Origin of the sequence: Streptococcus oralis subsp. oralis (assembly GCF_002096455.1) — a bacterium.
Taxonomy (GTDB): domain Bacteria; phylum Bacillota; class Bacilli; order Lactobacillales; family Streptococcaceae; genus Streptococcus; species Streptococcus oralis_CY.
Genome location: NZ_NCUL01000008.1, coordinates 898,143 through 924,500 on the forward strand (window position 1 = coordinate 898,143; position 26,358 = coordinate 924,500).

32 protein-coding genes are annotated in these 26,358 nt (G+C 41.6%); 9 read left to right on the top strand and 23 right to left on the bottom strand.

The window, feature by feature from the left end; all coding sequences use genetic code 11:
- Window positions 1-8: 8 nt before the first annotated feature.
- The 9 genes from B7720_RS08920 to B7720_RS08960 all read right to left on the bottom strand — a co-directional run bounded on the left by B7720_RS08920 (window position 9) and on the right by B7720_RS08960 (window position 8,365).
- Complete coding sequence (locus B7720_RS08920) at window positions 9-965, bottom strand: ABC transporter permease (RefSeq protein ID WP_000029131.1); 957 nt, start codon at window positions 963-965, stop codon at window positions 9-11.
- 2 nt (window positions 966-967) lie between these two features.
- Window positions 968-2,026 carry an ABC transporter permease gene (locus tag B7720_RS08925; RefSeq protein WP_000038684.1) on the bottom strand — a complete coding sequence of 353 codons (1,059 nt, stop codon included), beginning with the start codon at window positions 2,024-2,026 and terminating at the stop codon, window positions 968-970.
- Window positions 2,019-3,554 (bottom strand): ABC transporter ATP-binding protein, encoded by a 1,536-nt coding sequence (locus B7720_RS08930; RefSeq protein ID WP_000929832.1) that lies wholly within the window; start codon window positions 3,552-3,554, stop codon window positions 2,019-2,021. The genes B7720_RS08925 and B7720_RS08930 overlap by 8 nt, the downstream gene beginning before the upstream one ends.
- A gap of 136 nt (window positions 3,555-3,690) precedes the next feature.
- Window positions 3,691-4,746 carry a BMP family lipoprotein gene (locus tag B7720_RS08935; protein ID WP_001036150.1) on the bottom strand — a complete coding sequence of 352 codons (1,056 nt, stop codon included), beginning with the start codon at window positions 4,744-4,746 and terminating at the stop codon, window positions 3,691-3,693.
- A gap of 89 nt (window positions 4,747-4,835) precedes the next feature.
- Window positions 4,836-5,225 carry a cytidine deaminase gene (locus B7720_RS08940; RefSeq protein WP_000246111.1) on the bottom strand — a complete coding sequence of 130 codons (390 nt, stop codon included), beginning with the start codon at window positions 5,223-5,225 and terminating at the stop codon, window positions 4,836-4,838.
- Complete coding sequence (deoC, locus tag B7720_RS08945; protein ID WP_084857630.1) at window positions 5,212-5,874, bottom strand: deoxyribose-phosphate aldolase; 663 nt, start codon at window positions 5,872-5,874, stop codon at window positions 5,212-5,214. The genes B7720_RS08940 and deoC overlap by 14 nt, the downstream gene beginning before the upstream one ends.
- A 19-nt stretch (window positions 5,875-5,893) precedes the next feature.
- Entirely contained in the window at window positions 5,894-7,171 is a 1,278-nt protein-coding gene (locus tag B7720_RS08950; RefSeq protein ID WP_084857632.1) for a pyrimidine-nucleoside phosphorylase, read from the bottom strand.
- Complete coding sequence (locus B7720_RS08955; RefSeq protein ID WP_084857635.1) at window positions 7,168-7,758, bottom strand: class I SAM-dependent methyltransferase; 591 nt, start codon at window positions 7,756-7,758, stop codon at window positions 7,168-7,170. The genes B7720_RS08950 and B7720_RS08955 overlap by 4 nt, the downstream gene beginning before the upstream one ends.
- Before the next feature lie 202 nt (window positions 7,759-7,960).
- Window positions 7,961-8,365 carry a hypothetical protein gene (locus B7720_RS08960; protein WP_084857638.1) on the bottom strand — a complete coding sequence of 135 codons (405 nt, stop codon included), beginning with the start codon at window positions 8,363-8,365 and terminating at the stop codon, window positions 7,961-7,963.
- A 202-nt stretch (window positions 8,366-8,567) separates the two neighbouring features.
- On the opposite strand from B7720_RS08960, the gene coaA reads away from it, so the two are divergent.
- The 3 genes from coaA to B7720_RS08975 all read left to right on the top strand — a co-directional run bounded on the left by coaA (window position 8,568) and on the right by B7720_RS08975 (window position 10,378).
- Window positions 8,568-9,488, top strand: coding sequence for a type I pantothenate kinase (gene coaA, locus B7720_RS08965; RefSeq protein WP_084857639.1), 921 nt, complete (start codon window positions 8,568-8,570; stop codon window positions 9,486-9,488).
- A 67-nt stretch (window positions 9,489-9,555) separates the two neighbouring features.
- Entirely contained in the window at window positions 9,556-9,792 is a 237-nt protein-coding gene (rpsT, locus tag B7720_RS08970; protein ID WP_001274000.1) for a 30S ribosomal protein S20, read from the top strand.
- A gap of 52 nt (window positions 9,793-9,844) precedes the next feature.
- Entirely contained in the window at window positions 9,845-10,378 is a 534-nt protein-coding gene (locus tag B7720_RS08975) for a DNA topology modulation protein (RefSeq protein ID WP_084857642.1), read from the top strand.
- A 16-nt stretch (window positions 10,379-10,394) separates the two neighbouring features.
- On the opposite strand, the gene metG is transcribed toward B7720_RS08975, so the two are convergent.
- The 4 genes from metG to B7720_RS08995 all read right to left on the bottom strand — a co-directional run bounded on the left by metG (window position 10,395) and on the right by B7720_RS08995 (window position 15,657).
- Window positions 10,395-12,392 (bottom strand): methionine--tRNA ligase, encoded by a 1,998-nt coding sequence (metG, locus tag B7720_RS08980; RefSeq protein WP_084857644.1) that lies wholly within the window; start codon window positions 12,390-12,392, stop codon window positions 10,395-10,397.
- 135 nt (window positions 12,393-12,527) lie between these two features.
- Window positions 12,528-13,787, bottom strand: coding sequence for an ABC transporter permease (locus B7720_RS08985; protein ID WP_084857647.1), 1,260 nt, complete (start codon window positions 13,785-13,787; stop codon window positions 12,528-12,530).
- Complete coding sequence (locus tag B7720_RS08990; RefSeq protein ID WP_000733788.1) at window positions 13,788-14,489, bottom strand: ABC transporter ATP-binding protein; 702 nt, start codon at window positions 14,487-14,489, stop codon at window positions 13,788-13,790. It lies immediately after the preceding gene.
- Complete coding sequence (locus B7720_RS08995) at window positions 14,473-15,657, bottom strand: efflux RND transporter periplasmic adaptor subunit (RefSeq protein WP_084857648.1); 1,185 nt, start codon at window positions 15,655-15,657, stop codon at window positions 14,473-14,475. The genes B7720_RS08990 and B7720_RS08995 overlap by 17 nt, the downstream gene beginning before the upstream one ends.
- Before the next feature lie 266 nt (window positions 15,658-15,923).
- Here B7720_RS08995 and gor point away from each other — a divergent pair, with 266 nt between their 5' ends.
- From gor to B7720_RS09010, 3 genes are all read left to right on the top strand, one after another.
- Window positions 15,924-17,270 (top strand): glutathione-disulfide reductase, encoded by a 1,347-nt coding sequence (gene gor / locus B7720_RS09000; protein ID WP_001209564.1) that lies wholly within the window; start codon window positions 15,924-15,926, stop codon window positions 17,268-17,270.
- A gap of 143 nt (window positions 17,271-17,413) precedes the next feature.
- Window positions 17,414-17,950 (top strand): biotin transporter BioY, encoded by a 537-nt coding sequence (locus B7720_RS09005; RefSeq protein WP_000709012.1) that lies wholly within the window; start codon window positions 17,414-17,416, stop codon window positions 17,948-17,950.
- Between the two features lie 392 nt (window positions 17,951-18,342).
- Window positions 18,343-18,900, top strand: a complete 558-nt coding sequence (locus tag B7720_RS09010) for a TetR/AcrR family transcriptional regulator (protein ID WP_084857650.1) — start codon at window positions 18,343-18,345, stop codon at window positions 18,898-18,900.
- Between the two features lie 32 nt (window positions 18,901-18,932).
- Here the strand turns inward: B7720_RS09010 and B7720_RS09015 are convergent, their stop codons facing one another.
- Window positions 18,933-19,151 (bottom strand): YdbC family protein, encoded by a 219-nt coding sequence (locus B7720_RS09015; RefSeq protein ID WP_000807419.1) that lies wholly within the window; start codon window positions 19,149-19,151, stop codon window positions 18,933-18,935.
- A 103-nt stretch (window positions 19,152-19,254) separates the two neighbouring features.
- Here B7720_RS09015 and B7720_RS09020 point away from each other — a divergent pair, with 103 nt between their 5' ends.
- Window positions 19,255-19,575, top strand: a complete 321-nt coding sequence (locus B7720_RS09020) for a hypothetical protein (RefSeq protein ID WP_084857652.1) — start codon at window positions 19,255-19,257, stop codon at window positions 19,573-19,575.
- A gap of 27 nt (window positions 19,576-19,602) precedes the next feature.
- Here B7720_RS09020 and B7720_RS09025 read toward each other — a convergent pair whose 3' ends face one another.
- The 7 genes from B7720_RS09025 to rpsP all read right to left on the bottom strand — a co-directional run bounded on the left by B7720_RS09025 (window position 19,603) and on the right by rpsP (window position 23,002).
- Complete coding sequence (locus tag B7720_RS09025; RefSeq protein ID WP_084857654.1) at window positions 19,603-19,941, bottom strand: ATP cone domain-containing protein; 339 nt, start codon at window positions 19,939-19,941, stop codon at window positions 19,603-19,605.
- An 11-nt stretch (window positions 19,942-19,952) separates the two neighbouring features.
- Window positions 19,953-20,672 (bottom strand): tRNA (guanosine(37)-N1)-methyltransferase TrmD, encoded by a 720-nt coding sequence (gene trmD / locus B7720_RS09030; RefSeq protein WP_070838408.1) that lies wholly within the window; start codon window positions 20,670-20,672, stop codon window positions 19,953-19,955.
- Window positions 20,662-21,180: a ribosome maturation factor RimM gene (gene rimM, locus B7720_RS09035; protein WP_084857656.1), complete on the bottom strand. Its 519-nt coding sequence runs from the start codon at window positions 21,178-21,180 to the stop codon at window positions 20,662-20,664. The genes trmD and rimM overlap by 11 nt, the downstream gene beginning before the upstream one ends.
- A gap of 33 nt (window positions 21,181-21,213) precedes the next feature.
- Entirely contained in the window at window positions 21,214-21,996 is a 783-nt protein-coding gene (locus B7720_RS09040) for an alpha/beta hydrolase family protein (protein WP_084857658.1), read from the bottom strand.
- Window positions 21,997-22,094: 98 nt separating this feature from the next.
- Complete coding sequence (locus B7720_RS09045) at window positions 22,095-22,427, bottom strand: MazG nucleotide pyrophosphohydrolase domain-containing protein (RefSeq protein ID WP_084857775.1); 333 nt, start codon at window positions 22,425-22,427, stop codon at window positions 22,095-22,097.
- A gap of 43 nt (window positions 22,428-22,470) precedes the next feature.
- Window positions 22,471-22,710 carry an RNA-binding protein KphA gene (gene kphA / locus B7720_RS09050; RefSeq protein ID WP_084857660.1) on the bottom strand — a complete coding sequence of 80 codons (240 nt, stop codon included), beginning with the start codon at window positions 22,708-22,710 and terminating at the stop codon, window positions 22,471-22,473.
- Window positions 22,711-22,729: 19 nt separating this feature from the next.
- Window positions 22,730-23,002, bottom strand: coding sequence for a 30S ribosomal protein S16 (gene rpsP / locus B7720_RS09055; RefSeq protein WP_000268760.1), 273 nt, complete (start codon window positions 23,000-23,002; stop codon window positions 22,730-22,732).
- Window positions 23,003-23,219: 217 nt separating this feature from the next.
- Here rpsP and B7720_RS09060 point away from each other — a divergent pair, with 217 nt between their 5' ends.
- Window positions 23,220-24,026, top strand: a complete 807-nt coding sequence (locus tag B7720_RS09060; RefSeq protein ID WP_042769227.1) for a peptidylprolyl isomerase — start codon at window positions 23,220-23,222, stop codon at window positions 24,024-24,026.
- Window positions 24,027-24,053: 27 nt separating this feature from the next.
- The gene (locus B7720_RS09065) at window positions 24,054-24,293 is read left to right on the top strand and encodes a zinc-ribbon domain-containing protein (protein WP_000600215.1); all 240 of its coding nucleotides are present in this window, start codon (window positions 24,054-24,056) and stop codon (window positions 24,291-24,293) included.
- A 42-nt stretch (window positions 24,294-24,335) separates the two neighbouring features.
- Here the strand turns inward: B7720_RS09065 and B7720_RS09070 are convergent, their stop codons facing one another.
- Window positions 24,336-25,877 carry an ABC-F family ATP-binding cassette domain-containing protein gene (locus B7720_RS09070; RefSeq protein ID WP_049485069.1) on the bottom strand — a complete coding sequence of 514 codons (1,542 nt, stop codon included), beginning with the start codon at window positions 25,875-25,877 and terminating at the stop codon, window positions 24,336-24,338.
- Window position 25,878: 1 nt separating this feature from the next.
- Entirely contained in the window at window positions 25,879-26,358 is a 480-nt protein-coding gene (locus tag B7720_RS09075; protein ID WP_000163106.1) for a VanZ family protein, read from the bottom strand.

Below are 26,358 nucleotides of genomic sequence, written 5' to 3' on the forward strand. Positions count from 1 at the left end.
TTGTATGCTTATTTTGACTTGATGTAGTTGATACCATCTGCCTTAGGCGCGACTGCTTTTCCAAAGAAGGCTGCTAAGACAAGGATGGTCAAGACATAAGGGGCGATTTGAAGGTAAACCGCTGGCACTCCTTGTAGGAAAGGTAATTGAGAACCGATAACTGCCAAACTTTGTGAAAGTCCAAAGAAGAGACTAGAAAGCATAGCACCGATTGGGTTCCATTTACCAAAGATCATCGCAGCAAGAGCGATAAATCCAGGACCGACAATAGTTGTCACTGAGAAGTTAACTGAGATTGATTGAGCATAAATCGCTCCCCCAATTCCACCTAGGAAACCTGATATGATAACTCCAAGATATCGCATCTTGTAGACATTGATCCCCAAGGTATCCGCTGCCTGAGGGTGTTCACCAACAGAGCGAAGGCGAAGACCAAAACGTGTCTTAAAGAGAATAAACCAAGCAAGGAAAGAGAAGGCAATCGCGATATAACCTAGTAGACTGGTTGACTTGAAGAAGATATCTCCAATCACTGGGATATCAGCCAAAACTGGGAAATCAAAACGTCCAAAAGTCTGGCTTAAGTTATCCGTTTGTCCTTTGTTATAAAGAACTTTAACCAAGAAAACCGCTAGGGCAGGAGCCATCAAGTTCAATACTGTACCACTGACAACATGGTCCGCACGGAAATGAACTGTAGCGACTGCATGGATGAGGGAGAAAATAGCTCCCACGATACCAGCAACTAACAAGGAAATCCAAGGAGTAGCTGCTCCAAGTTGTTCTGCAAACTCAAGGTTAAAGACAACCCCAGAAAAGGCCCCCATAACCATAATTCCTTCAAGACCGACATTAACGACACCACCGCGTTCAGAGAAAACTCCCCCGATACTCGTAAAAATAAGTGGTGCTGAGTAAATCAGCATAGAAGAGACCAAGAGGGTGAGTAATGTTGTAATAGACATCCTTACTTACCTCCTTTAACTTGTTTTTTAGGTTTGACAAAGCGTTCGATAATGTAGTGAACGCTGACAAAGAAGATAATAGACGCTGTTACAATGCTAACAAGCTCAGACGGAACTTGCGCTGCGTTCATACCCGGTGCTCCTACTTGCAAAACTCCAAATAAGAAAGCTGCAAAGAGAATTCCAATTGGTGAATTTCCAGCAAGCAAACTAACTGCCATCCCGTTAAATCCGATAGCTAATGATGAGCCCTGAACGTAAACGTTTTGGAAAGTTCCAAGACCTTCGACAGCTCCACCAAGACCAGCCAAGGCACCAGAGATAATCATTGATAGGATGATTGTACGTTTTGCTGAAATACCAGCGTACTCTGAAGCATGGGGATTAAGACCAACTGCACGAATTTCAAAACCGAGAGTCGTTTTCTTGAGCAAGAACCAAATCACGCCAACAGCAATGATTGCAAAGAAGATTCCGATATTCATACGGGAATTTCCAGTCAACTCTGATAACCATGGTGTCTGGTATGTAGCATTGGCACTAACACGAATCGTTGAGTCTGTACTTTGCATAATATCTTTAGGAAAGGCATGAATAAAGGCATTTCCCACATACAATACAATGTAGTTCATCATGATGGTCACGATAACCTCTGACGTACCGAGATAGGCTCTGAGGATACCTGGAATCGCACCAACGATTCCACCAGCGATCAACGCAATGATCACTGTCAATGGAATCAAAACGAGACGTGGCATATCTGGATTTGACAAGGCAAACCAACCGCTGAGAATCCAGCCTGCAAGTGCCTGACCAGGAAGTCCGACGTTGAAGAAACCTGCTCGACTGGCAACTGCGAAACCAAGACCTATCAAGACAAGAGGACCCATGGCACGGAAAATTTCTCCAATCCCACGGAGGCTACCAAAAGCTGTATAAAACAACTCCTCATAGCCCCAGATAGCATCATATCCGAAGATCCACATGACAATGGCTCCGAGCAAGATTCCTAAAAATACGGAAATCAAGGGAACCGAAATTTGTTGTAATTTTTTAGACATCACTCTTCTCCTTTCCCAAGTTTCCACCTGCCATCAAGACACCAAGTTCTTGTTTGTTAGTCGTTTCTGGCGATACAATACCTTGAATCTTACCATCGTGAATAACAGCAATTCGGTCTGAGACATTTAAAATCTCATCCAATTCAAAGCTGACAACAAGGACAGCCTTCCCGTTATCACGTTCTTCAATCAAACGTTTGTGGATATATTCAATGGCACCGACATCCAAACCACGAGTTGGCTGGCTGACGATAAGGAGATCAGGATCACGATCAATCTCACGAGCGATAATCGCTTTTTGTTGATTTCCTCCTGAAAGAGCTGCTGCTGGAACAAATTCGCTTGCCGCACGGACGTCAAATTCTTCCATCAATTTCTTGGCATGTGAAGTGATATTGGCATAGTTCAAGATACCATTCTTGCTGAGTGGTTCTTTGTAGTAGGTTTGAAGAGCAATATTTTCTGAAATCATCATCTCCAAAATCAAGCCATCCCGGTGACGATCCTCAGGAACGTGCCCCACGCTTAGTTCTGTAATTTGTCGAGGATGCATTCCCACAATTGATTTGCCTTTTAATTCAACGCTACCTGACTCAATCTTACGAAGACCTGTAATGGCTTGAATGAGTTCAGATTGACCATTGCCATCAATACCTGCAATACCGACAATCTCACCAGCACGAACATCCAAAGAAAGATTCTTCACAGCTGGTACACCGCGGTTTTCATTGACAACCAAGTCTTTGATAGACAAGACCACTTCTTTGGGTTGTGGTGCCTGTTTTTCCGTTTTAAAGGAGACTGAGCGTCCAACCATCATTTCTGCCAAGTCCGCATTTGTTGCCCCTGCGATTTCAACTGTCTGGATTGATTTCCCACGACGGATAACCGTGACTCGATTGGATACCGCACGAATCTCATCCAGTTTATGGGTAATCAAAATGATAGACTTCCCTTCTTTGACAAGGTTTTTCATGATTGCCATCAACTCATCAATCTCTGAAGGAGTCAATACGGCTGTAGGTTCGTCAAAGATAAGGATATCAGCACCACGATAGAGTGTTTTCAAGATCTCTACACGTTGTTGGGCACCAACGGAAATATCCGCCACCTTAGCAGCTGGATCCACTGCCAAACCATAACGTTCAGAAAGAGCCTTGATTTCTTTAGTAGCACCAGCTATATCTAGAACACCATTTTTAGTGATTTCACTCCCTAAAATGATATTCTCAGCTACTGTAAAAGCTTCAACCAACATGAAATGTTGGTGAACCATCCCAATTCCAAGACCAGCGGCTTTAGATGGTGAGTCTAGTTTTACAACCTGACCATTCACCACAATTTCACCACTCGTTGGTTCAAGAAGTCCTGCCAGCATATTCATCAGAGTGGATTTACCCGCTCCATTTTCTCCTAAAAGTGCATGGATTTCACCTTTTCGCAGTTGCAAGTTGATTTTGTCGTTTGCTACAAATTCACCAAACACCTTGGTAATATCCCGCATCTCAATGACATTTTCGTGTGCCATATGCTCTTCCTTTCAGAGGTTTATTTTATTTCAATAAAACCTGCTAATCACATTAACAAGCTCTATTGAGACAAAAATTGCCTCAATTCTTAAAGAAGCGACCAATGGCCGCTTCCTAAGAAATGACTTTTATCCATTATTTTTCAGGAACTTTTACGCTTCCGTCAAGGATTTTAGCTTTTGCATCTTCAACAGCTTTTTTACCTTCTTCTGAAAGGTTTGTTACTGCTAGCTCAACCCCTTTATCTTTCAATGAGTAAACAATCACTTGTCCACCAGGGAATTCACCTTTTTCTGTTTTGTTGGCAATATCTTTTACAGTTGTACCAACTTGTTTCAATGTAGATACAAGAACAAAGTTAGATTCTTTACCATCTTTAGAAGTGTATTTACCTTCTGCTGCTTGGTCACGGTCTACACCGATAACCCAAACTTTTTCGTTTTCATTTTTGTTTTCGTTCAATGATTTTGCTTCAGCAAAGACACCAGCACCTGTACCACCAGCTGCTTGGTAGACAACGTCTGCACCGGCAGCGTATTGAGCTGCTGCGATTGTTTTACCTTTGGCAGCATCACCAAATGAACCAGCGTAGTCAACTTGGACTTTGATAGATGGGTCTACTGACTCAACACCAGCTTTGAAGCCAGCTGCAAAACGTGAAATAACTTCAGATTCGATACCACCTACAAAACCAACTTGTTTTGTTTTCGTAGTTTTCGCTGCTGCAACACCAGCAAGGTAAGCTGCTTCATTATCTGCAAATCTTACGCTCGCAACATTCTTTTGACCTTCAATCACATCATCAATCAAGACATAGTTTAGGTCAGAGTGGTCTTTTGCTGCTTCCTCAACTGCATTGTGAAGGGCAAAACCAACACCGAAGATCAGGTTGTAACTTCCAGCCGCTTGTTGCAAGTTGTTAGCATAGTCTGCTTCGCTTGTTGATTGGAAGTAAGTGTAACCTTTATCTTTAGAAAGATTGTGTTCTTTACCCCAGTCTTGCAAACCTTCCCAAGCTGATTGGTTAAATGATTTATCATCAACACCACCAGTATCTGTTACGATTGCTGCTTTGGTCTTCATTTCTGATGAAGATGAAGCTGCATTACGAGAAGAGCGGTTACCACATGCAGCAAGTCCAACTGCTGCTACTGCAACTAGACCAAGGCCTAGCCATTGTTTCTTGTTCATTACTGAACCTCCTAAATAAGATGTGCAACGATGTTGCAAGTATGGATTGGTTGGCCACAAGGACCGCGTCACTCAGAGAGTGACTCAGACTAGTTTAAGTCTGTAAATGAGTATGGAAGTAACTCCCCGACCGTCATCTCGACCGTCGATTTATCTTTAGCGACTAAAGTCACTTTTAGATCTTGTTCAAAAAACTCAACCATGACCTGGCGACAAGCACCACATGGCGAGATGGGTTTTTCAGTTTGTCCGTAGACAATCAATTCTGAAAACTCCCGTTGCCCCTCCGAAACTGCTTTAAAAATAGCAGTACGTTCTCCACAATTAGTCAAGGGATAACTAGCATTCTCGATATTTACACCCGTATAAATACTACCATCCTTGGCTACTAAAACAGCTCCGATGGGAAAGTGAGAATAGGGGACATAGGCTTGTTTGCTGGTTTCAATTGCTAGTTCAATCAACTCAGTAGTCGCCATCTGTCAATTCTCCTTTTAAAATCGCAACGCCAGCAGATGTCCCGATCCGGGTAGCGCCTGCTTCCACAAAAGCGACAGCATCCGCATATGAACGAGCTCCACCAGCTGCCTTAACTCCCATATCTGGTCCGACTGTTTTACGCATCAACTGAACATCCTCTATAGTGGCACCACCAGTTGAAAAGCCAGTTGATGTTTTGACAAAGTCAGCGCCTGCTTTCTGGGATAATTGGCAGGCCACAACCTTTTCATCGTCTGTCAACAAGCAAGCTTCGATAATGACTTTCACCAACTTGTCACCACTTGCTTCTACGACAGCACGGATGTCCGATTCAACTAAATCCAGATTGCCTGATTTGAGGGCACCGACATTGATAACCATATCAATCTCATCTGCACCGTTTTGAACAGCTTCTTTTGTTTCAAAAGCTTTCACAGCAGAAGTTGTTGCTCCCAAAGGAAAACCTACTACTGTACAAACTTTTACATCTGAGCCATCAAGCCCTGTTTTCGCATGTTTAACCCATGTGGGATTGACACAAACGCTGGCAAAGTCATACTCACGCGCTTCAGATAGCAAACGATCAATTTGTTCTTGGCTTGCATCTTGCTTTAAAAGCGTATGATCAATATATTTATTTAACTTCATATTCGGATTCTCCCTGGTTTTATGAGATAATTTCTATAATTTCTCGTAAACTTTGCACTCCATCATTTATTTTAACATATTTTTGAAATTCTGTAACTAGTTCAGAAGAAATTTTTCCATTTGTATAAACTTTTGCAACAATTTCCCCTTTTTGAACGGGGTCTCCAACTTTCTTTTCAAAAACAATCCCTGTTTCATAGTCCAAGTCATCAGACTTGACTGCACGACCAGCTCCTAGTCTCATGGCATAGAGCCCAAATTCCATAGCTGGAAGGGCTGAAATAACACCTGTATCTTGAGCTGGAATTTCCAGCACATGGGCAACTTTGACTGGGCGATAGAGATCTTCTAAATCGCCACCTTGTGCTGCTACCATTTCTTCAAACTTAGCCAGTGCTTGGCCATTTTCCAGGTGTCGACGGATTTCCTCGATCGTTTTCTCAATATCAGCCAACCCAAGCATAATCTGAGCTAGCTCGCAGATAAAGTGACTAATATCTTCTCGGCCATTTCCTTTGAGAATATCGATTGCCTCAAGGATTTCGAGACGATTGCCAATAGCTCGACCCAAGGGTTGACTCATATCGGTAATAACTGCTACTGTCTTTCGACCAACAGCCTTACCAAGATCCACCATGGTTTGAGCCAATTCGCGCGCCTCATCAACCGTCTTCATGAAGGCACCCTCACCGACCGTTACGTCTAGCAAAATGGCATCCGCTCCTGCAGCAATTTTTTTGCTCATAACAGAACTAGCAATCAAAGGAATCGTGTCGACAGTTGCTGTCACATCTCGGAGGGCATAGAGAAGTTTATCTGCTTTAACCAGCTGATCGGACTGCCCAATGACAGATACACCAATATCCTGTACCTGACGAATAAAATCTTCTTGACTTCGCTCGACTTGATAGCCCTTAATGGACTCCAATTTATCAATTGTCCCACCAGTATGGCCGAGACCTCGACCACTCATCTTAGCAACAGGCACGCCGAAACTCGCAACAAGGGGAGCCAAAATCAAGGTCACCTTATCACCTACACCACCAGTCGAATGCTTATCAACTTTAACCCCGTCAATAGCTGACAAATCAAACTCCTGACCTGTCTTGACCATATTCATCGTCAGGTCAGAAATCTCACGTGTGGTCATTCCTTTAAAATAAACAGCCATAGCAAAAGCAGACATCTGATAGTCTGGAACGGTTCCAGCCACATAGCTTTCTACCAACCATTTTATTTCAGCCGTAGTCAGTTCTTGACCATCTCGTTTCTTTTGGATTAAATCAACTGCTCTCATTCTTTCACACTTCTAAGGATATAATATCCCTTATCTTTCTTTACGGTTTCACAATTGCCAAAAACATCTTCCATCTTACTTTTAGCACTTGGAGCTCCTTGCTTTTTCTGAATGACGATGGTTAAATCTCCTCCATCTTTCAAAAATTCTCTGCTCTTTTCGATAATCTCATGAACAACCTGTTTGCCCGCTCGAATCGGCGGATTGGAAATAACATGGTCAAACTTCCCTTCAACTTGTTCATAGATATTGGATTGGAAAATCGTTGCTTCTACTTTATTTCGTTCAGCATTTTGTCGCGCTAAGTCCAAGGCACGATTATTGATATCGACCATGGTTGCCTGAACTCCATAAGCCTTGACCAATGACAAGCCCAATGGCCCATAACCACAACCCACATCAAGGACCGTCTCTCCTTTGTTAACCTCTAGACACTTCAATAAAAGCTGACTCCCAAAGTCAACCATTTTCTTGCTAAAAACACCCGCATCCGTCAAAAAGGTCATGTTTTCTCCCAACACCTCCACTCTCAACTCATGAATGTCGTGAGCAGCATCAGGATTTTCTGCATAATACATTTTACTCATAAAACTATTTTACCATAATTTGGCTTGAATTGTAAATCGTTTACAAAGTGATGATCAAATGAAAAAGACTGAAGAATCCTAGTCAAAAAACCTTTTCTTCAATCTCTTTCAATTATTAGAAATACATTACAATCTATTGGGAACTACAAATTATCATAGTCAGGAAAAAACAGTTCGTCTGCAATTGGGCGCATTTTTATTACTATTTCTTAACCTTAAAATACTTTATTATCAACAAGATTCCCAATATGATGTTTAGATAAAAGCCCAGCTGATAAGTTTGTGTCAAGATTTCCAAACTTGTCCAAAGTCGTATCAAATCTTCTAGTGACATACGGAATAGATATCCTTCTGTAGCAATCCACAAAATCAAAAATAGATAACTACCAGCAGCAAACCATTTCGTCCACTGCTTTTTTACTAGCCAAGCAATCAAGAGTGAACAGATAAAGATAACTGTTACAAGGAGATGATCCATTAAGAAGGTAAAACCGTAATAGGTTTCTACAAAGCGTCTACCATTATCCGCATTCGCTCCCCTTATAAAAGGTAAGGCAAAACTTAAAATAAAACAGAGTTCCAATATATAACTTTTTAAGATTTTCATGACACACCTCCTATAAGTTGCGAACTAAAAAAGCCCACTTTTAATAACTGATAAGTCTTCAGAAACAATTCCCTATCTCATCATTAAATTATTCAACCTCCATCTACCTCTATTATACGATATTGACTTACTACCATCAAGAAACCGCTTTATCTTTTTAGCTTTTTATGGTATGATAAACAAAATATCTAGGGGAAAACAAATGACCAACGAATTTTTACATTTTGAGAAAATCAGTCGCCAGACTTGGCAATCATTGCATCGCAAAACAACCCCTCTCTTGACAGAGGAAGAGTTAGAATCCATCAAGAGTTTCAATGACCAGATTAGTCTACAGGACGTAACAGATGTCTATCTTCCCCTAGTCCATCTTATCCACATTTACAAGCGCACTAAGGATGATTTGGCATTTTCAAAAGGAATTTTTCTTCAACGCGAAAGCAAATCTCAGCCTTTTATCATTGGGGTTTCTGGTAGTGTTGCTGTGGGGAAATCGACCACTAGTCGCTTACTTCAGATTCTTTTATCACGTACTCTCCCGGATGCTACTGTAGAATTGGTGACAACTGACGGTTTTCTCTATCCCAATCAAACCTTGATTGACCAAGATATCTTAAATCGCAAAGGTTTTCCTGAAAGTTATGATATGGAAACCTTGCTGAATTTTCTTGACCGCCTAAAGAATGGGCAAGATGTCGATATTCCTGTCTATTCTCATGAAGTGTATGATATCGTTCCTGGAGAGAAACAACGTGTCAAAGCTGCTGATTTTGTCATTGTCGAAGGCATCAATGTCTTTCAAAACCCTCAAAATGAGCGCCTTTACATCACTGATTTCTTTGATTTCTCCATCTATGTGGATGCTGCTGTCGAGGACATTGAAAGCTGGTATCTGGATCGTTTCTTAAAGCTGCTCAGCTTTGCCCAAAATGATCCCAACAGCTACTACCACCGTTTTACGCAAATGCCAATTGGAGAAGTTGAAGCATTTGCTCACCAGGTTTGGACCAGTATTAATCTCACAAATCTACAAAACTATATCGAACCGACAAGGAATCGCGCCGAGGTCATTCTCCACAAGACTAAAAACCATGAAATCGATGAAATTTACCTAAAAAAATAATTTCCCCTTGTCAAAACCTAAGTTTTCATATATAATGGTATAGTTAGTAAATATGGAGGTAAGAACATTGGCAAACATTAAATCAGCTATCAAACGCGCTGAATTGAACGTTAAACAAAACGAAAAAAACTCAGCTCAAAAATCAGCTATGCGTACTGCTATCAAAGCTTTCGAAGCAAACCCTTCTGAAGAACTTTTCCGTGCTGCTAGCTCAGCTATCGACAAAGCAGAAACTAAAGGTTTGATTCATAAAAACAAAGCAAGCCGCGATAAAGCTCGTCTTTCAGCTAAACTTGCTAAATAAGAAACAGTCCATAGAGGCTGTTTTTTTGTCCTCTAATCAGAAAAGGTAGAAAATGAAAATCGCAATCATAGGATATTCTGGAGCTGGCAAGTCAACTCTAGCTGAAAAGTTGTCAAACTACTACTCCATCCCCAAACTGCATATGGATACACTTCAATTTCAACCTGGTTGGCAAGACAGTGACCGCGAATGGATGTTGACCGAAATGAAAAACTTTCTCACAAAGCACGAAGCTTGGGTCATCGACGGCAACTACTCTTGGTGTTGCTATGAAGAAAGAATGCTGGAAGCTGACCAAATCATCTTTCTCAACTTTTCCCCATGGACTTGTCTCTTTCGAGCCTTTAAACGGTATCTCACATACCGAGGCAAGGTCAGAGAAAGCATGGCTGCAGGCTGTCCTGAACGCTTTGACTGGGATTTTATCCGATGGATTCTATGGGATGGGCGGACAAAGAATGCTAAAGAACGCTATCAACGGGTTCAAGAAACCTTCCCTGAGAAAGTAATTGTCCTTAGGTCGCAAAAGGAGATGGACCACTTCTTAGAAAATCTCGCACATAACAAGAAAAACCAACGTGCCTAACGTTGGTTTTTTGCTTTTATCCAATCACACTTCCATTTGGTACAGCTGGATCAACTGTGAGAAGGGTTAATTGTCCATCATGTTCAGCTGAGAGGATCATACCTTGGCTGACATATTTTTTCATCATCTTACGTGGTTTGAGGTTGGCAACGATTTGGACTTTCTTGCCGACCAATTCTTGCTCATTTGGATAGTATTTCGCAATTCCTGAGAGGATTTGACGGTCTTCGCCATCACCAGCATCTAGGCGGAATTGGAGCAACTTATCAGAACCTTCCACTTTAGACACTTCTTTGACTTCTGCGACACGGATTTCGACCTTGTCAAAGTCTTCGAACTTGATTTCATCCTTGTTTAGTTTGAGTTCAACTTCATCTGGATTCCATTCTTTTTCGACTGCTGGTTTGTTACCTTCCATTTGTTCTTTGATATAGGCAATCTCTTCTTCCATGTCGAGACGTGGGAAGATTGGTGTTCCTTTGGCAACAACAGTCACACCTGCAGGGAAATCAGCCAAGCTCAATTTTTCTAGGCTAGAAACTTCTGCTAGACCAAGTTGTGCCAATACAGCGCGACTAGTTTCCATCATAAATGGCTCAATCATGTGAGCTACGACACGAAGGCTGGCTGCCAAGTGGCTCATGACGCTTGCCAATTGGTCGCGAAGAGCTTCATCCTTAGCCAAGACCCATGGAGCTGTCTCATCGATGTATTTGTTTGTACGAGAGATAAGGGTCCAGACTGCTTCTAGGGCACGTGGGTAGTCAACTGCATCCATGTGTGTATGGTAGCCTGCGATTGATTGTTCTGCAACCTCAGCAAGAGCATTATCAAACTCTGTTACACCCTCTACATAGGCAGGGATTTGCCCATCAAAATACTTGTTAATCATAGAAACCGTACGGTTAAGGAGGTTTCCAAGGTCATTGGCCAATTCATAGTTGATACGGCCGACATAGTCTTCTGGAGTGAAGGTTCCATCTGAACCGACTGGAAGGCTACGCATGAGGTAGTAACGAAGTGGATCCAGTCCATAACGTTCTACTAACATTTCAGGGTAAACGACATTCCCTTTAGACTTAGACATCTTGCCGTCTTTCATGACGAACCAACCGTGGGCAATCAAGCGGTCAGGCAATTTCATATCCAACATCATGAGAAGGATTGGCCAGTAGATAGAGTGGAAACGAAGAATGTCTTTTCCGACCATGTGGAAGACTGTTCCATTCCAGAATTTATCATAGTTAGCATGATCCTCTTGACCGTAACCAAGAGCAGTCGCATAGTTAAGAAGGGCATCAATCCAAACGTAGACAACGTGTTTTGGATTGGAAGGGACTGGCACACCCCAGGTAAAGGTTGTACGAGAAACCGCTAAGTCTTCCAAACCTGGCTCAATAAAGTTACGAAGCATTTCATTAAGACGACCATCTGGAGTGATGAAGTCAGGGTGAGATTTGAAAAATTCTACCAAACGATCTTGGTATTTGCTGAGGCGAAGGAAATAAGACTCTTCTGAAACCCATTCAACCTCGTGACCTGATGGAGCAATACCGCCCGTTACATTTCCAGCTTCATCACGGAAAACTTCCGCAAGCTGACTTTCTGTAAAGAATTCCTCATCTGAAACTGAATACCAACCAGAGTATTCACCCAAGTAAATATCATCTTGAGCAAGCAAGCGTTCAAAGACCTGAGCCACTACTTTTTCATGGTAGTCATCAGTTGTACGGATGAATTTATCGTAAGAAATATCGAGTAATTTCCAGAGTTCTTTGACGCCAACCGCCATCCCATCAACATAAGCTTGAGGTGTGATGCCAGCTTCTTCCGCTTTTTGCTGGATTTTCTGACCATGCTCGTCAAGACCTGTCAGATAAAAGACATCGTAGCCCATGAGGCGTTTGTAGCGAGCTAGGACATCACAGGCGATGGTTGTGTAGGCAGAACCGATATGAAGTTTACCAGATGGATAGTAAATCGGTGTTGTAATATAAAAATTCTTTTCAGACATAATTTTTCCTTTCCAGGCAAATGAAACCTGATTTTCTAACACTTCATTATATCATATTTTTAGTGATTTTCGATAGGAAAATCCATACAAAAACAAGACAGACAAATGTCCATCTTGTTTTTCCTCTTGTTTAGATTACTCATAACGAAGGGCTTCAATCGGATCAAGCTTAGACGCTTTATTGGCCGGCAAGACTCCGAAAATCATCCCAACACTGGCTGACACAGCCAAGCTAAAGAGAGCGATTGGGAGGGAAACCCCAACTTCAATACCTGCAATCATGTTTTGAAGCAATACTCCAGCTAACATCGTCATTCCAGCAGCAATCCCAAGACCGATGACACCACCTAGCAAGGTTAGGATCATAGACTCAATCAAAAACTGTACTAAGATATTAGCTCGTGTAGCTCCGAGAGCCTTCCGCAGACCAATCTCACGCGTGCGTTCTGTCACCGAAACCAGCATGATATTCATAACACCAGTTCCCCCGACAAAGAGAGAGATTCCTGCGATGGCACTGATAACAGTGGTCATAAAACCAAATAGTTGTTGTACCTCTTGGAAGGCGGCAGTTGCGTCCGCAACTTGGTACTCCCCTTGCTGAAGGCCTGCAATCTCAGTCAGTTTTCGAGCCAACTCTGGTCCCAAGGTCTGCGTTAGACTAGTATCATTGACACGAAAGACGATGTTCGAGATTTCATCAGTATTAAAATTGGCTGCGAGAGATATGTTAGTCGTAATTGGAAGACCACCAATCCCAAAGGCTTTCGCAGTTTTAGCTTCATTACTAGTATAAACACCAATCACACGGTAACTAAATTCATTAACAGAAATGATTTGATTAACCGCAGCTTCTGGACTATCAAACAAACTCTTGGCTAGTTCTTCATCTAGCAAAATCACACTGGCAAATTCCTTGTAGTCTTGCGATCTTAGACTTCTACCCGCAACGATTTCATTTTCAACTGCGTTCATATAGGTGCTATTTCCCCCTGTCAGAGTCGCTCGTTCAACCTTCTTATCCTTATAAGATAGGGTAACGTTGGTCGAGTTGGTGACATAATAACTGTCTACTCCTTTGAGTTTGGTAGCCTCCTTGACCCAAGACTCCAGTGGTTTTGGTGGTTCAACATGAACATCCTCTTCTTTCCCACTGACTGTCAAAGCGGATTGTTTCTGCGTAAAGGAGCCGTCCTTGCTTTTGATTGGCGAGAAAAAGACATGGATATCCTTCTGTGATTTGGTCATGTTTTTATTGACCTGACGAGACATGGAGTCTCCCAGAGCCATGATGACAACGACAGACGAAACTCCGATGATGATCCCAATCATGGTGAGGAAGGAACGCATCTTATGGGCCATGATGGATGAAAAGGCAAATTTCAGATTCTGCATCTAGTTTTCCTCCTTTTCTACCTGAGCACTGTCAGACGAGATGACCCCATCACGAATAACAATTTGGCGTTTGGCATAGGCAGCAATCTCAGGCTCATGCGTGACCATGATAATGGTTTTCCCTTCCTTGTTTAACTCCACCAACAGCTGCATGATTTGATTTCCTGTCTTGGTATCTAAGGCTCCTGTGGGTTCGTCTGCTAGGATGATAGAGGGATTATTTACCAAGGCACGTGCAATCGCTACACGTTGCTTTTGACCACCTGATAACTCAGAAGGCAAATGATGACTGCGCTCCGTCAACTCAACCTTTTCCAGAAATTCCTCCGCCAATTTCCGACGTTTAGAAGCCGAAACACCAGCGTAAATCAAGGGCAACTCGACGTTTTGAAGTGCATTGAGTTTGGACAAGAGAAAGAACTGCTGAAAGACAAAGCCGATTTGCTGATTGCGGACCTTGGCCAGTTGTTTCTCTCCAAGACCTGCCACTTCTTGACCTTCAAGGTAGTACTCTCCACTGGTTGGTGTATCCAACATTCCGATGGTATTCATCAACGTAGATTTACCAGAACCAGATGGTCCCATAATAGCAACAAACTCACCTTCATGAACTTCTAGATTGATATTTTTAAGGACCTGCAGTTCTTGGTCACCATTTCGGTAACTCCTACAGATATTTTTGAGACTAATTAGTTTCTTCATCAGCCTTCACCTCTTTTCCTTCTTCCAAGGAAGATGTTGGATTACTGATGACCTTGGCACCGTCTGTCAAACCTGAAGTAATTTCTTGGTTGTCTGCGTCCGCATTCCCCAAAGTAACTTCTACCTTCTTCGCTTTTTTCTGGTCGTCAACGAGCCAGACATAGTTTTTGTCATTTTCGGTAACGACACTTGTCAAAGGAACAAGGATGGCTTTACTCTTGTTTTTGACTTCCACACTGACAGAGAAGCCTTGTTTCAACTCACCGATATCGCTAGTCACATCAACAGTATAAGGATACTTAGATCCAGTATTCCCTCCAAGAGCTGCATTTGCTGCTTCTCCATTGTTCTTAGGATAATCAGAAATATAGCTGATTTTTCCTGTCCAGCTCTTATCTTGGTAAACCTTCGAAGTAAAGGTAACTTCTTGCCCAACAGAAAGGTTAGCAAGGTTGTATTCAGACAACTCCCCTTTGACCTGCAAGTTTTCATTACTTACGACATGTACTACCACTTGGCTATTACCTGTTGGCGATTTGGAAACATTACGATTGACTTCAACTACAGTCCCTTCTAGTGTACTGAGGACAGTTGCGGCATCTAGCTGTGCTTGAGCCTTGTTGAGCTGAGCCACAGCATCTGCACGATTATCCTTGGCATCACTGATTTGAGAGTCGATAGAGGATACTGAAGAAGTCGCTGCTTGCGCTTGTTCTGGGAGTCCAGCTTCTGTTGGAACTTGTGGGGAAGCTGGTACAGCTGATGCATTTTCACGAGCTTTGTTTAACTCCTCAATATGACGGTCTGCCTTTGCAACTGCACGATCGGCTGCATCATAGGCAGCTTGAGCATCTGCACTGCTGTATTTGACCAACGCTTGCCCTTCTTCGACCTTGTCCCCGACTGAAACGAGAATTTCATCTAAATCTCCCTTACTAGCATCAAAATAAACGTATTGTTCATTTTTTGCTGTAACCGAACCTGACAAGAGAACCGATGAAGCAACAGAACCTTCCTTAGCGGTAATGATATGGGAGGTTTCATCCTTGACTGCTGACTGGGAAGGTTGTCTAAAAATCAAAATCCCCGCAGCACCGATAACAATAGCACTGGCAACACCAATCGCTGTGTATAATTGCCATTTTTTTGCCTTTTTATTTCTTTTCATTTTTAAGCTCCTTTATTCTTTTGCCTTACAAAAACCATTATATCAGAAATACCGAGACCAAACAATGACAGTTCAGATGGAAACAATGACAATTCAGGATCATTATTTCGTTCGGTATTCGTTTATTGGATTATTGTGCTAGATATATAATACAATATCTTTTTGAATTTGGCAAGCGTTTTTATAATTTTTTTATCGTAGCAGATTTTTGCATTCAAAAAATAAAAACGATAGAATATGACTATCAAAGCTATAAGGAGTTTTCTATGAGAGAATATGATATCATCGCCATCGGTGGAGGAAGTGGCGGTATCGCCACTATGAACCGAGCTGGTGAACACGGGGCTAAAGCAGCTGTTATCGAGGAGAAAAAATTAGGTGGAACCTGCGTCAATGTCGGCTGTGTTCCTAAGAAAATCATGTGGTATGGAGCGCAAATCGCTGAAAGCCTCCACCACTACGGCCCTGACTACGGTTTTACAAGTTCAGATGTTCAATTTGATTTTGCTAAACTTCGTCAAAATCGTGAAGCCTACATCGATCGTGCCCGCTCGTCTTATGATGGAAGTTTCAAGCGCAACGGTGTTGATTTGATTGAAGGTCGTGCTCATTTCGTTGATGCTCATACGGTCAGCGTTAATGGTGAATTGATTCGTGCCAAGCATATCGTGATTGCGACTGGTGCTCGACCAAGCATTCCAACTATTCCTGGAGCTGAACTCGGTGGTAGCTCAGACGATGTCTTTGCTTGGGAGCAACTTCCTGAATCCGTTGCTATCCTAGGCGCAGGCTATATCGCGGTTGAGCTAGCTGGTGTTCTCCATGCACTCGGTGTAAAAACTGATTTGTTCGTCCGCCGAGATCGTCCTTTACGTGGTTTTGACAGCTACATCGTTGAAGGTCTTGTCAATGAAATGGAAAAAACAGGTCTACCTTTGCACACACATAAGGTACCCGTCAAGCTCGAAGAAACGGAGCAAGGTATTACCATTCATTTCGAAGACGGTTCTAGTCACACTGCCAGCCAAGTTATCTGGGCTACCGGTCGCCGTCCAAATGTAGACGGTCTGGAGTTAGAAAAGGCTGGAGTTACACTCAACCAACGTGGATTTATCCAAGTCGATGAATACCAAAATACAGTTGTAGATGGCATCTATGCTCTTGGAGACGTTACTGGTGAGAAAGAACTGACCCCAGTAGCCATCAAGGCAGGACGTACCCTATCTGAACGCCTCTTCAACGGGAAAACAAACGCCAAGATGGACTACACGACTATCCCTACAGTTGTTTTCTCCCACCCAGCAATCGGAACAGTCGGTTTAACTGAAGATCAAGCCATCAAAGAATACGGCCAAGATAACATCAAAGTCTACAAGTCAAGCTTTGCATCCATGTACTCAGCCGTTACAAGCCATCGTCAAGAATCTCGCTTCAAACTCATCACTGCAGGTACTGACGAAAAAGTTGTTGGCCTACACGGACTTGGTTACGGAGTGGATGAGATGATTCAAGGATTTGCGGTTGCCATCAAGATGGGAGCAACCAAGGCGGACTTTGATGCTACAGTAGCAATCCACCCAACCGCTTCAGAAGAATTTGTGACCATGCGCTAATTATCGCAAGAGACCTCTTGAGGTCTCTTTTTACTTGCAAAATCGGCCGTTACAAAATTGTTACCTTGATTCCAAAAATAGGTTGACTTTTGTTTCTGAATTAGTATAATAGTTACTATAATTTTGAAAAGAGGTTAACAGTTTTGAAAAAAGCTCATATCTATGCTATCCCTGCTATCGGTGCTGCTCTCATCGCCGTATTGGCACAAATCAGTCTCCCTATCGGTCCTGTCCCCTTCACTCTGCAAAACTTTGCGATCGGTCTGATTGCTACTGTTTTTAGACCCAGAGAAGCTGTTCTATCTGTAGCTCTCTATCTCTTGCTGGGTGCCATTGGTTTACCTGTTTTTGCAGGGGGAGGAGCTGGATTTCACGTTTTAGTCGGCCCAAGTGCAGGCTATCTTTGGTTCGACCTTGTCTATGCTGGACTTACATCTTATCTCATCCATCAAAAAAGTAGCTACATTCGCATTTTCCTAGCCAACCTCTTGGGCGATTCACTCGTCTTTGTCGGAGGTATTCTCAGCCTCCACTTCCTTGCCGGGATGCCATTTGATAAGGCACTAGCTGTCGGTGTCCTTCCCTTTATCCTCCCTGATCTTGGTAAGATTATTGCCATTAGTTTCATTAGTCGTCCCCTACTCGAACGATTGAACAGCCTTCCATATTTTTCAAGATAAAAGAATAGTCCAGAACAATTGTTCTGGACTATTTCCTTTCTAAGAATCAACTGTACACTATTTAGCTACTTGACTATTCTTATACCGGTATGAATATTAATCGTTTTATTCTTCAAATTACAGCTATTCACGATATGCAAAGTAGAAAAGTATTCTAATTGATTCAAACCAAATAAGCTTCCATTGATTTTGGATTCTTAGCAATTGTATACTTTTCAGAAAACGCATTTTCAATGATTGAGCTATATTTTATAAATTATTTGTGATACAATAGAGCTACCTAAAAGATTCAGAAAATTTAATGTTCATTGATTGTTTATATTAACTTGAACATTCTGATTTTTCTTCATTCAAAAATAACTGTAAATAATTATAAGTAGAAAGGTAATTCTATGGCAAAGAATACTCGTGAGCTAATCATTAGAGCTCTCATCACACTAGCTAAGAAAAATCCTCAGCGTAGTTCCTTTACAATGACTGAAATTGCTGCTGAAGCTGGTATTTCACGACAAGCGATTTATCAAAAGCATTTTAACAACTTTGAAGATATTATCGAATACATTCACGAAGAGACCAATCAGCACATTTTTAACGTCTTTAATAAGTACTGCCCTAGCAATGATGGAGATCCTATCAGCTTTTTAGCAGACCATATACTTCCGCTCATATACGAAAAAAGGGAAATTGTTAACACCTTGTATACCACACAAGTCGACCCATGTTGGAAGGAATTTCTGCGTGGAACATACTCAGAGTGGGTACTAAAGAATGTCAATTACCAACTGAAATATAATTTTAATAAAGAGGACATCGCTTATATCATTACGACCATGGCAATCTCTTTCATTGAAGTCTGGATTCGTAAAGATAATCCAATACCACCTGAAGAGTATAGAGAGACTTTCATTCAATTATCTAAGACTTCTCTCTGTGACTATATTGTGTCCTAAAAAAGAATCTTGAGTTACACTCAAGATTCTTTTTATTGTCCCCCTTTAAAGGCATCGACCATTACCTGAAATTCTTCATTGGAAAGCGTGATTCCTTTGCCCATTTTAGTATGGTCAGGACTCCAAGAACGAATATCAAACTTTGCGGGTGCTCCATTAAAGCTGACTCTATTTAGTTCTTTTGTCCATCCTTTGTCATTTTCAGACAAGGTGAGCAAGTGTTCTTCGATTTCAAATGTAAATTCTGCCATTTTAACTCCTTTATGTGATATGCTTTCTATAGTCTATTCGTAAAAATCTTGTGGTTTTTAGGAAAATTTTATATAATGTGGATATATAAGAAGGGAGGATCTTATGAGACAAACATTTAAACTTGTACTAGATAAACTACAGGGTTTTCTCAATGGAAATGACGAACCTCACCAAACCGAAGACAACTCCCTAACAGCTACAATCGAGCAGGCTATCCAGAAAAAATCTGCTGTTCATGTCATACTAGCTGAGACAAGTTTTACGGGTGATATTGTCAAACACGATGCTAATCGCCAACAAATTATCGTCAAAAATTTTTCAAAAAACGTGACCCGAATCATTCGTATCAGTGACATTAAGCGACTTCGTTTCGTTCCCTCAACTGTACAAAAAGCTCAGAAAAGTCTATTTAAGAAAGAGTGAGATGTTCTTTGCATCCCACTCTTTTTCTTAACGGATTTGTTCAAAATGAAGGTGAACGGCGATATGCTCACCATAGCCACTTCTCTCCAAATCGCGTTGCAAGCGATAAGAGATATAGTGTTCTGCAATGGTAATGTAGCCAGCTCCAAGTAAGCGGTGCTCAACCATTGACTGGATCATACTGATAGTCGCACGTTCTACTTTTGCTTCTTCCAAGTCCAAAACGACTTTTTTAGTAACTTGAGCTAAGTTTTGACGTAAGTCATCGGTCAAAACATAAACTGTTTGAGCTGCTTTTAGGACAGCTTGGTAAATTTTATCTGGATCAAATTCAGCAATTTCTCCATTACGTTTGATTACTTGCATAAGGTTCTCCTTTATTCTTTGTTTTCTTTGATTTCAGCCAGCATCTTTTCTTCCTCTGCTGTTAGTTGATAGTTTTCTAGCAGGTCAGGTCTGCGCTCGTAGGTTTTCTTTAGACTCTCATACAGTCGCCACTGGCGAATCTTTTCATGGTGCCCACTCATGAGCACATCTGGCACGACCATGCCTCGATAGTCATAAGGGCGAGTATACTGAGGATATTCGAGAAGACCTGAAGAGAAACTATCATCCTGGTGACTAGACTCCTTACCAATCACTTCAGGAATTAGGCGAACAGTCGCATCAATCATGGTCATGGCCGCCAATTCACCACCAGTCAAAACATAGTCTCCTAGGGAAATTTCATCGGTTACCAAGGTCTTGATGCGCTCGTCATACCCTTCATAGTGACCACAGATAAAGATCAGCTCCTCTTCTTGAGCCAAATCCTCAGCGTAAGCTTGATCGAACTGTTTCCCAGCAGGATCGAGAAGAATGACGCGGGGATTATTCTTTTCAATGGCATCAAAGGCATCGAAAATAGGTTGGGCACGGAGCAACATCCCCTGACCACCTCCGTAGGGCTCATCGTCAACATGACGGGCCTTTTCAGCGTATTCTCTGAAATTATGGTACTGGATATCCAAGAGCCCTTTTTCTCGAGCCTTTCCAACAATTGAGTGCTCCAGTGGAGAAAACATCTCTGGAAAGAGGGTTAAAATATCAATCTTCATCATCTAACCCTTCTAAGAGTTCTACATCGACACGGTTGTTTGGAATATCAACATTGAGAACTACTGGCGGAATATAAGGTAAAAGCAAATCACGCTTACCTTTTCGCTTGACCACCCAGACATCATTAGCACCTGGTTGTAGGATTTCTTTGATAGTTCCAATCAGGTTCTCTCCCTCATAGACTTCCAAACCGATAATCTCATGATAGTAGAATTCCCCATCGTCTAAGTCATTTAGGTCTTCCTCCGAGACCTTGAGACTGTAGCCTTTGAATTTTTCAATCGCATTGATATGGTACATGTCTTTGAATTTGATAATGTCAAAATTCTTTTGTTTACGGTGGCTAGCGATGGTCACTATTTGGACAAACTGATCTTTTTCATCAAATAAAGCCAGCTCTGCCCCTTTTTTAAAGCGTTCCTCAGCAAAATCGGTCACAGACAAGACTCGCATCTCACCCTGTAGCCCCTGCGTATTGACGATTTTCCCAACATTAAAGTAGTTCATCTTGTCTCCTGTACTCTCCTTCTTTCCATCTTATTATGACAATTCTCGAATGATGGCTGCAATTTTTTCTGATTCTGACCATTGTAAATAATGGTGATTCCCTCCTAAAATGAGTTTAGTATTGGAAGTCCAATACTCTGACTCTCTGTACTCTTTTTCTCTATAAGCCTGACAAAAAATAAAAACAGGAATATGAGCTTCAATAGATACATTCTCAAAATCTTCCTCAGTAATCTCTCCAGATATCTGAAATCCTGGATTTTGCTTTTCCAACTCTAAGCCTTTTTCTTGCATTATTTCCCAGATTTCTTCATTCGTTTCAGAGCTAAATGTTGCTTGAGTTAAGTTCTTAAAATAAAGTTCAGGACCATACTCGTCAATCAGTCCCATCTGCTCTTCCATTTCTGGATAAGGATTTTCTGAAAAATCAGCAAACATGACTTTTTTAGTTGTCGGTTCAATTGCTACTAAAGCCTGACACTTAATTGATTTCATCAATTTGCAAGCTAAAATTCCACTCAAGCTATGAACACAAAGTATATATTCAGAAATCGCCAATTCTTCAAGTACTTCATAAACCGCGTCTACAAGATTGTCCAGATTTTTTCCAGATTGATCATGAATCGGACTTCTACCTGTGTTCGGAAAATCAATTGTCAAATACCCAATTGTAGGAGGAAGTTTTTCAAGTATAAGTGAAAAATTTTCATAACTTGGTAGCAAACCTGCTCCATTTAGACAAACAAGCACTTTCTTTTGCTTTTTATAAGTAACAGAGAGACTGCCAATTTTTGTAGTTACTTCAAACCGTTTCATAAAGAAATCCACTCATTCTATAACAATGATTTATTAAAAACCCTTATCCTTTATTTTATCACGTTCCAGGGATTTTCACAAGTTGGAGAAAGAGGACATCAACTCTCCTTTCTCTTCAAAAATCCTTCCAAATCTCGTTCATGTTGGTACTTAATGGCAGCCTTCTTATCTTTGTCAAAAATGGTTTTGGTTAGGTCAATATCGTTAATGGCCGCAATTGCGACAGTGTAGTGAATAATATCAGCTAGTTCTTTGGCAAGTTCCTCGTTTGAGTCCTGGACGCCCTCTTTTCGACCAGAGCGCCCATTCAAGACCTCAGCTACTTCTCCAACTTCCTCCACTAACTTGATAAAGAGGCCTTCCTCAGTCCGAGACTGCTGGTAATGTTCGAGTAAGTAGGCTTGTAATTGTCTAAATGTTAAATCTTTCATCTTCAACTCCTCACAAAAAAGCGAGACTTCTGTCCCGCTTTTCTTATTTTTCATCGATAACGATTCTTACTTTCTTGTCTTCAGTTGGGACAGAGTAGACAATCGTTCTTATCGCTGAGATAGTGCGACCTTTACGACCGATAACACGACCGACATCGCTCTGGTCAAGATCCAAGTGATACTCCAAAAAGTCTGGTGTGTCTTCAATCTTGATAGTTAAGGCATCAGGTTGTGAAATCAAAGGTTTCACAATCGCAATAATGAGATTTTCAATCGTATCCATCTGTCAACCTACTTTAAACTTATTTTGAGAATTTAGAATCGTGGAATTTTTTCAATACGCCTTCTTTTGAAAGGATGTTGCGTACTGTATCTGAAGGTTGAGCTCCATCAGCCAACCATGCAAGAACGCGGTCTTCTTTCAAAGTTACTTGGTTTTCAGCAACAAGTGGGTTGTAAGTCCCAACTGTTTCGATGAAACGTCCGTCACGTGGTGAACGTGAGTCTGCTACGTTGATACGGTAGAAAGGTTTTTTCTTAGAACCCATACGAGTCAAACGGATTTTAACTGCCATTTTTTAATGTCTCTTTTCTTATTTTTTTATTTCGGTGAAATAGCTGAGCTATTTAGCACATGTTCTATTATAGCAGATTTCTGACAGGTGTCAAGAAAAAAACTTGACAGAGTTTTATTTTTTTTTACTACTAGAAATTTTTAGTAAAATCTTTTACATTTGAAATCAAGCTCCTTTTAAGGTACAATGGTAGAAATGAATTTTTGAGAGGTTAACAATGAAAAAACTAGCAACCCTTCTTTTACTATCAACGGTAGCCCTTGCTGGATGTACTAGTATCCAACGTGGTCTCCGTGGTGATGAATATGTCGACTCTAGTATCTCTGCTGAAGAAAGCTCAAAAGCAGCTGCTCAGGCTGCCAAAGATTTAAATGACGCATTGACCAATGAAAATGCCAACTTCCCTCAACTTTCTAAGGAAGTTGCCGAAGATGAAGCCGAGGTCATTTTACATACAAATCAAGGCGATATCCGCATCAAACTCTTTCCAAAACTAGCACCACTAGCAGTTGAAAACTTCCTTACTCACGCTAAGGAAGGCTATTATAACGGCATCACCTTCCACCGTGTCATCGATGGCTTTATGGTCCAAACTGGAGATCCTAAGGGAGATGGTACAGGCGGCCAATCTATCTGGCATGATAAGGATAAAACAAAGGACAAGGGAACTGGTTTCAAAAATGAAATCTCTCCTTACCTATACAATATCCGAGGAGCCCTTGCTATGGCTAACACTGGTCAACCAAACACCAACGGTAGCCAGTTCTTTATCAACCAAAACTCAACAGATATTTCTGCTAAACTCCCTACAAGCAAGTATCCAAAGAAAATCATCGAAGCCTATAAAGAGGGTGGAAATCCAAGTCTAGACGGCAAACACCCTGTCTTTGGTCAAGTCATCGATGGCATGGATATTGTTGACAAGATTGCCAAGGCTGAAAAAGATGAGAAAGACAAACCAACGTCTGCTATCACCATTGATAGTATCGAAGTGGTGAAAGACTACGACTTCAGTAAAAAATAAGCCATCAACAGATAAGGAGACGATGACATGATTTTATTTTGGGGTTCTAAAGGTTATCAGAAAGACTTGGGACATACGCAAACAGCGATCGAATGTGGTCATTGTAACAATGTCGACACTTGGGAAATCGTAGAAACTGGGCGCAAGTTCACCCTTTACTGGATTCCACTTTTTCCTTATGGTAAAAGTTACTTCGTTTCTTGTCCGATTTGCCACTACGGTAAAGAAATTGAGAAATCTGAAGTTGAAAGCTTTTTAAATTACTAGTCAAAAAAGCCAAGTCATTTCGACTTGGCCTTTTTAGTGCTTTTAAGTTAGCTTGTTAAAGTCCCAGATTTGGTCCATCCAGCCTTCATAGAAGTCTGGTTCGTGGCAAACCATAAGGATAGAACCCTTGTATTCTTTGAGAGCGCGTTTGAGTTCTTCCTTAGCATCCACATCTAGGTGGTTGGTCGGCTCGTCAAGTACTAAAACGTTGTTTTCACGATTCATCAAGAGACAGAAACGCACCTTGGCTTGTTCTCCACCTGATAAGACCTGAATCTGACTTTCGATGTGCTTAGTTGTCAAGCCACAACGAGCAAGGGCTGCACGTACTTCTGCTTGGTTAAGGGCTGGAAAGGCATTCCAGACCGCTTCTAGAGGCGTCTGGCGATTGCCACCTTCTACTTCTTGCTCAAAGTAACCAAGTTCTAGGTAATCACCGCGTTCAACTTCTCCAGCGATGGGAGGAATAATTCCCAAGAGAGACTTCAAGAGGGTTGTTTTCCCGATACCATTGGCTCCAATAATGGCGACCTTTTGATTGCGTTCAAAAGTGAGATTTAAGGGCTTGGTAAGGGGACGGTCATAACCAATCTGCAAGTCCTTGGCTTGGAAGATAAAGCGCCCTGGCGTACGAGCTGGTTTGAAATCAAAGGACGGCTTTGGTTTCTCGCTTTGGAGTTCAATGATATCCATCTTGTCGAGTTTCTTTTGACGGGACATGGCCATATTACGCGTTGCGACACGCGCTTTGTTTCGAGCGACAAAGTCCTTGAGGTCCGCAATCTCTTTCTGTTGACGTTCATAGGCCGCTTCCAACTGAGATTTCTTCATGGCATAGACTTCTTGGAACTGGTAGTAGTCACCAGAGTAACGCGTCAACTGTTGATTTTCCACATGGTAAACGATATTGATTACGTCGTTGAGGAAAGGAATATCGTGCGAAATAAGGACAAAGGCATTCTCATAGTTTTGGAGATAACGCTTGAGCCAGTCAATGTGTTCAGCATCCAAGTAGTTGGTTGGCTCGTCAAGCAACAAAATATCTGGTTTTTCAAGGAGGAGTTTAGCCAAAAGCACCTTGGTTCTTTGTCCACCTGATAAGGCTGTTACATCTGTATCCATGCCATAGTCCATGACACCGAGGGCACGCGCTACTTCATCAATCTTAGCATCCAAAGTATAGAAATCACGACTCTCCAAACGGTCTTGGAGTTCGCCAACTTCTTCCATCAGCGCATCGATATCCGCTCCGTCTTCGGCCATTTCCATATAGAGGTCATTGATACGAGCTTCTGCTTTAAATAGCTCATCAAAGGCTGTCCGCAAGACATCTCGCACGGTTTGGCCTTCCTTTAGCACAGCATGCTGATCCAGGTAGCCAGCAGTCACATACTTAGACCACTCTACCTTCCCTTCATCTGGTAACATCTTACCAGTCACAATGCTCATAAAGGTTGATTTCCCTTCACCATTGGCACCGACTAGACCGATATGTTCTCCCTTTAGGAGACGGAAAGACACATCTTCAAAAATTGCACGGTCACCAAAACCGTGACTCAAATTTTTAACTTCTAAAATACTCATTCTAATTCCTTATCTTATTTTTATGTAGTCCTTTATAGAGGAGCCAAGCCAAATAGCCTCCCAGGGTATTGGTCCACAAATCATCAATCTCAAAGACGCGATTAAAGTCGAAGAAAAAGTCTAAGACCAGTTGCGTACACTCAATTCCTAGACTTAGTAAAAAACTGAACAAAATCACTTTCTTAGTATTTCTTAGACCAGGCATAAGATAGAGAAGTTGGAAAATCAGCGGGAAAAGCAAGAAGACATTTAAAATATTCTGCAAAAAGATCCAAAGGACTTGTCCCAAACTAGTCACTTCACCCAGATTCCAAAGGGAGTTTAAGGGAGTTAAAAGAAAAACCAGGCGTCCAAAAGTTTGAATACCTGGAGTTTCCACTCCTGTAGGAAGTTGAGGCTGGGGAGTGAAGCAAAAACAGACAATGCATAGGCTGTAAACAGCCACTCCCAATCTTAAGATTAATTCTCTTTTTTTAGTCAT

Excerpts from the sequence above, each read along its gene's own strand:
- B7720_RS08920 (WP_000029131.1), bottom strand. The coding sequence starts at position 965 with ATGTCTATTACAACATTACTCACCCTCTTGGTCTCTTCTATGCTGATT.
- B7720_RS08925 (WP_000038684.1), bottom strand. The coding sequence starts at position 2,026 with ATGTCTAAAAAATTACAACAAATTTCGGTTCCCTTGATTTCCGTATTT.
- B7720_RS08930 (WP_000929832.1), bottom strand. The coding sequence starts at position 3,554 with ATGGCACACGAAAATGTCATTGAGATGCGGGATATTACCAAGGTGTTT.
- B7720_RS08935 (WP_001036150.1), bottom strand. The coding sequence starts at position 4,746 with ATGAACAAGAAACAATGGCTAGGCCTTGGTCTAGTTGCAGTAGCAGCA.
- B7720_RS08940 (WP_000246111.1), bottom strand. The coding sequence starts at position 5,225 with ATGGCGACTACTGAGTTGATTGAACTAGCAATTGAAACCAGCAAACAA.
- deoC (WP_084857630.1), bottom strand. The coding sequence starts at position 5,874 with ATGAAGTTAAATAAATATATTGATCATACGCTTTTAAAGCAAGATGCA.
- B7720_RS08950 (WP_084857632.1), bottom strand. The coding sequence starts at position 7,171 with ATGAGAGCAGTTGATTTAATCCAAAAGAAACGAGATGGTCAAGAACTG.
- B7720_RS08955 (WP_084857635.1), bottom strand. The coding sequence starts at position 7,758 with ATGAGTAAAATGTATTATGCAGAAAATCCTGATGCTGCTCACGACATT.
- B7720_RS08960 (WP_084857638.1), bottom strand. The coding sequence starts at position 8,365 with ATGAAAATCTTAAAAAGTTATATATTGGAACTCTGTTTTATTTTAAGT.
- coaA (WP_084857639.1), top strand. The coding sequence starts at position 8,568 with ATGACCAACGAATTTTTACATTTTGAGAAAATCAGTCGCCAGACTTGG.
- B7720_RS08975 (WP_084857642.1), top strand. The coding sequence starts at position 9,845 with ATGAAAATCGCAATCATAGGATATTCTGGAGCTGGCAAGTCAACTCTA.
- metG (WP_084857644.1), bottom strand. The coding sequence starts at position 12,392 with ATGTCTGAAAAGAATTTTTATATTACAACACCGATTTACTATCCATCT.
- B7720_RS08985 (WP_084857647.1), bottom strand. The coding sequence starts at position 13,787 with ATGCAGAATCTGAAATTTGCCTTTTCATCCATCATGGCCCATAAGATG.
- B7720_RS08990 (WP_000733788.1), bottom strand. The coding sequence starts at position 14,489 with ATGAAGAAACTAATTAGTCTCAAAAATATCTGTAGGAGTTACCGAAAT.
- B7720_RS08995 (WP_084857648.1), bottom strand. The coding sequence starts at position 15,657 with ATGAAAAGAAATAAAAAGGCAAAAAAATGGCAATTATACACAGCGATT.
- gor (WP_001209564.1), top strand. The coding sequence starts at position 15,924 with ATGAGAGAATATGATATCATCGCCATCGGTGGAGGAAGTGGCGGTATC.
- B7720_RS09010 (WP_084857650.1), top strand. The coding sequence starts at position 18,343 with ATGGCAAAGAATACTCGTGAGCTAATCATTAGAGCTCTCATCACACTA.
- B7720_RS09015 (WP_000807419.1), bottom strand. The coding sequence starts at position 19,151 with ATGGCAGAATTTACATTTGAAATCGAAGAACACTTGCTCACCTTGTCT.
- B7720_RS09020 (WP_084857652.1), top strand. The coding sequence starts at position 19,255 with ATGAGACAAACATTTAAACTTGTACTAGATAAACTACAGGGTTTTCTC.
- B7720_RS09025 (WP_084857654.1), bottom strand. The coding sequence starts at position 19,941 with ATGCAAGTAATCAAACGTAATGGAGAAATTGCTGAATTTGATCCAGAT.
- trmD (WP_070838408.1), bottom strand. The coding sequence starts at position 20,672 with ATGAAGATTGATATTTTAACCCTCTTTCCAGAGATGTTTTCTCCACTG.
- rimM (WP_084857656.1), bottom strand. The coding sequence starts at position 21,180 with ATGAACTACTTTAATGTTGGGAAAATCGTCAATACGCAGGGGCTACAG.
- B7720_RS09040 (WP_084857658.1), bottom strand. The coding sequence starts at position 21,996 with ATGAAACGGTTTGAAGTAACTACAAAAATTGGCAGTCTCTCTGTTACT.
- B7720_RS09045 (WP_084857775.1), bottom strand. The coding sequence starts at position 22,427 with ATGAAAGATTTAACATTTAGACAATTACAAGCCTACTTACTCGAACAT.
- kphA (WP_084857660.1), bottom strand. The coding sequence starts at position 22,710 with ATGGATACGATTGAAAATCTCATTATTGCGATTGTGAAACCTTTGATT.
- rpsP (WP_000268760.1), bottom strand. The coding sequence starts at position 23,002 with ATGGCAGTTAAAATCCGTTTGACTCGTATGGGTTCTAAGAAAAAACCT.
- B7720_RS09060 (WP_042769227.1), top strand. The coding sequence starts at position 23,220 with ATGAAAAAACTAGCAACCCTTCTTTTACTATCAACGGTAGCCCTTGCT.
- B7720_RS09065 (WP_000600215.1), top strand. The coding sequence starts at position 24,054 with ATGATTTTATTTTGGGGTTCTAAAGGTTATCAGAAAGACTTGGGACAT.
- B7720_RS09070 (WP_049485069.1), bottom strand. The coding sequence starts at position 25,877 with ATGAGTATTTTAGAAGTTAAAAATTTGAGTCACGGTTTTGGTGACCGT.
- B7720_RS09075 (WP_000163106.1), bottom strand. The coding sequence starts at position 26,358 with ATGACTAAAAAAAGAGAATTAATCTTAAGATTGGGAGTGGCTGTTTAC.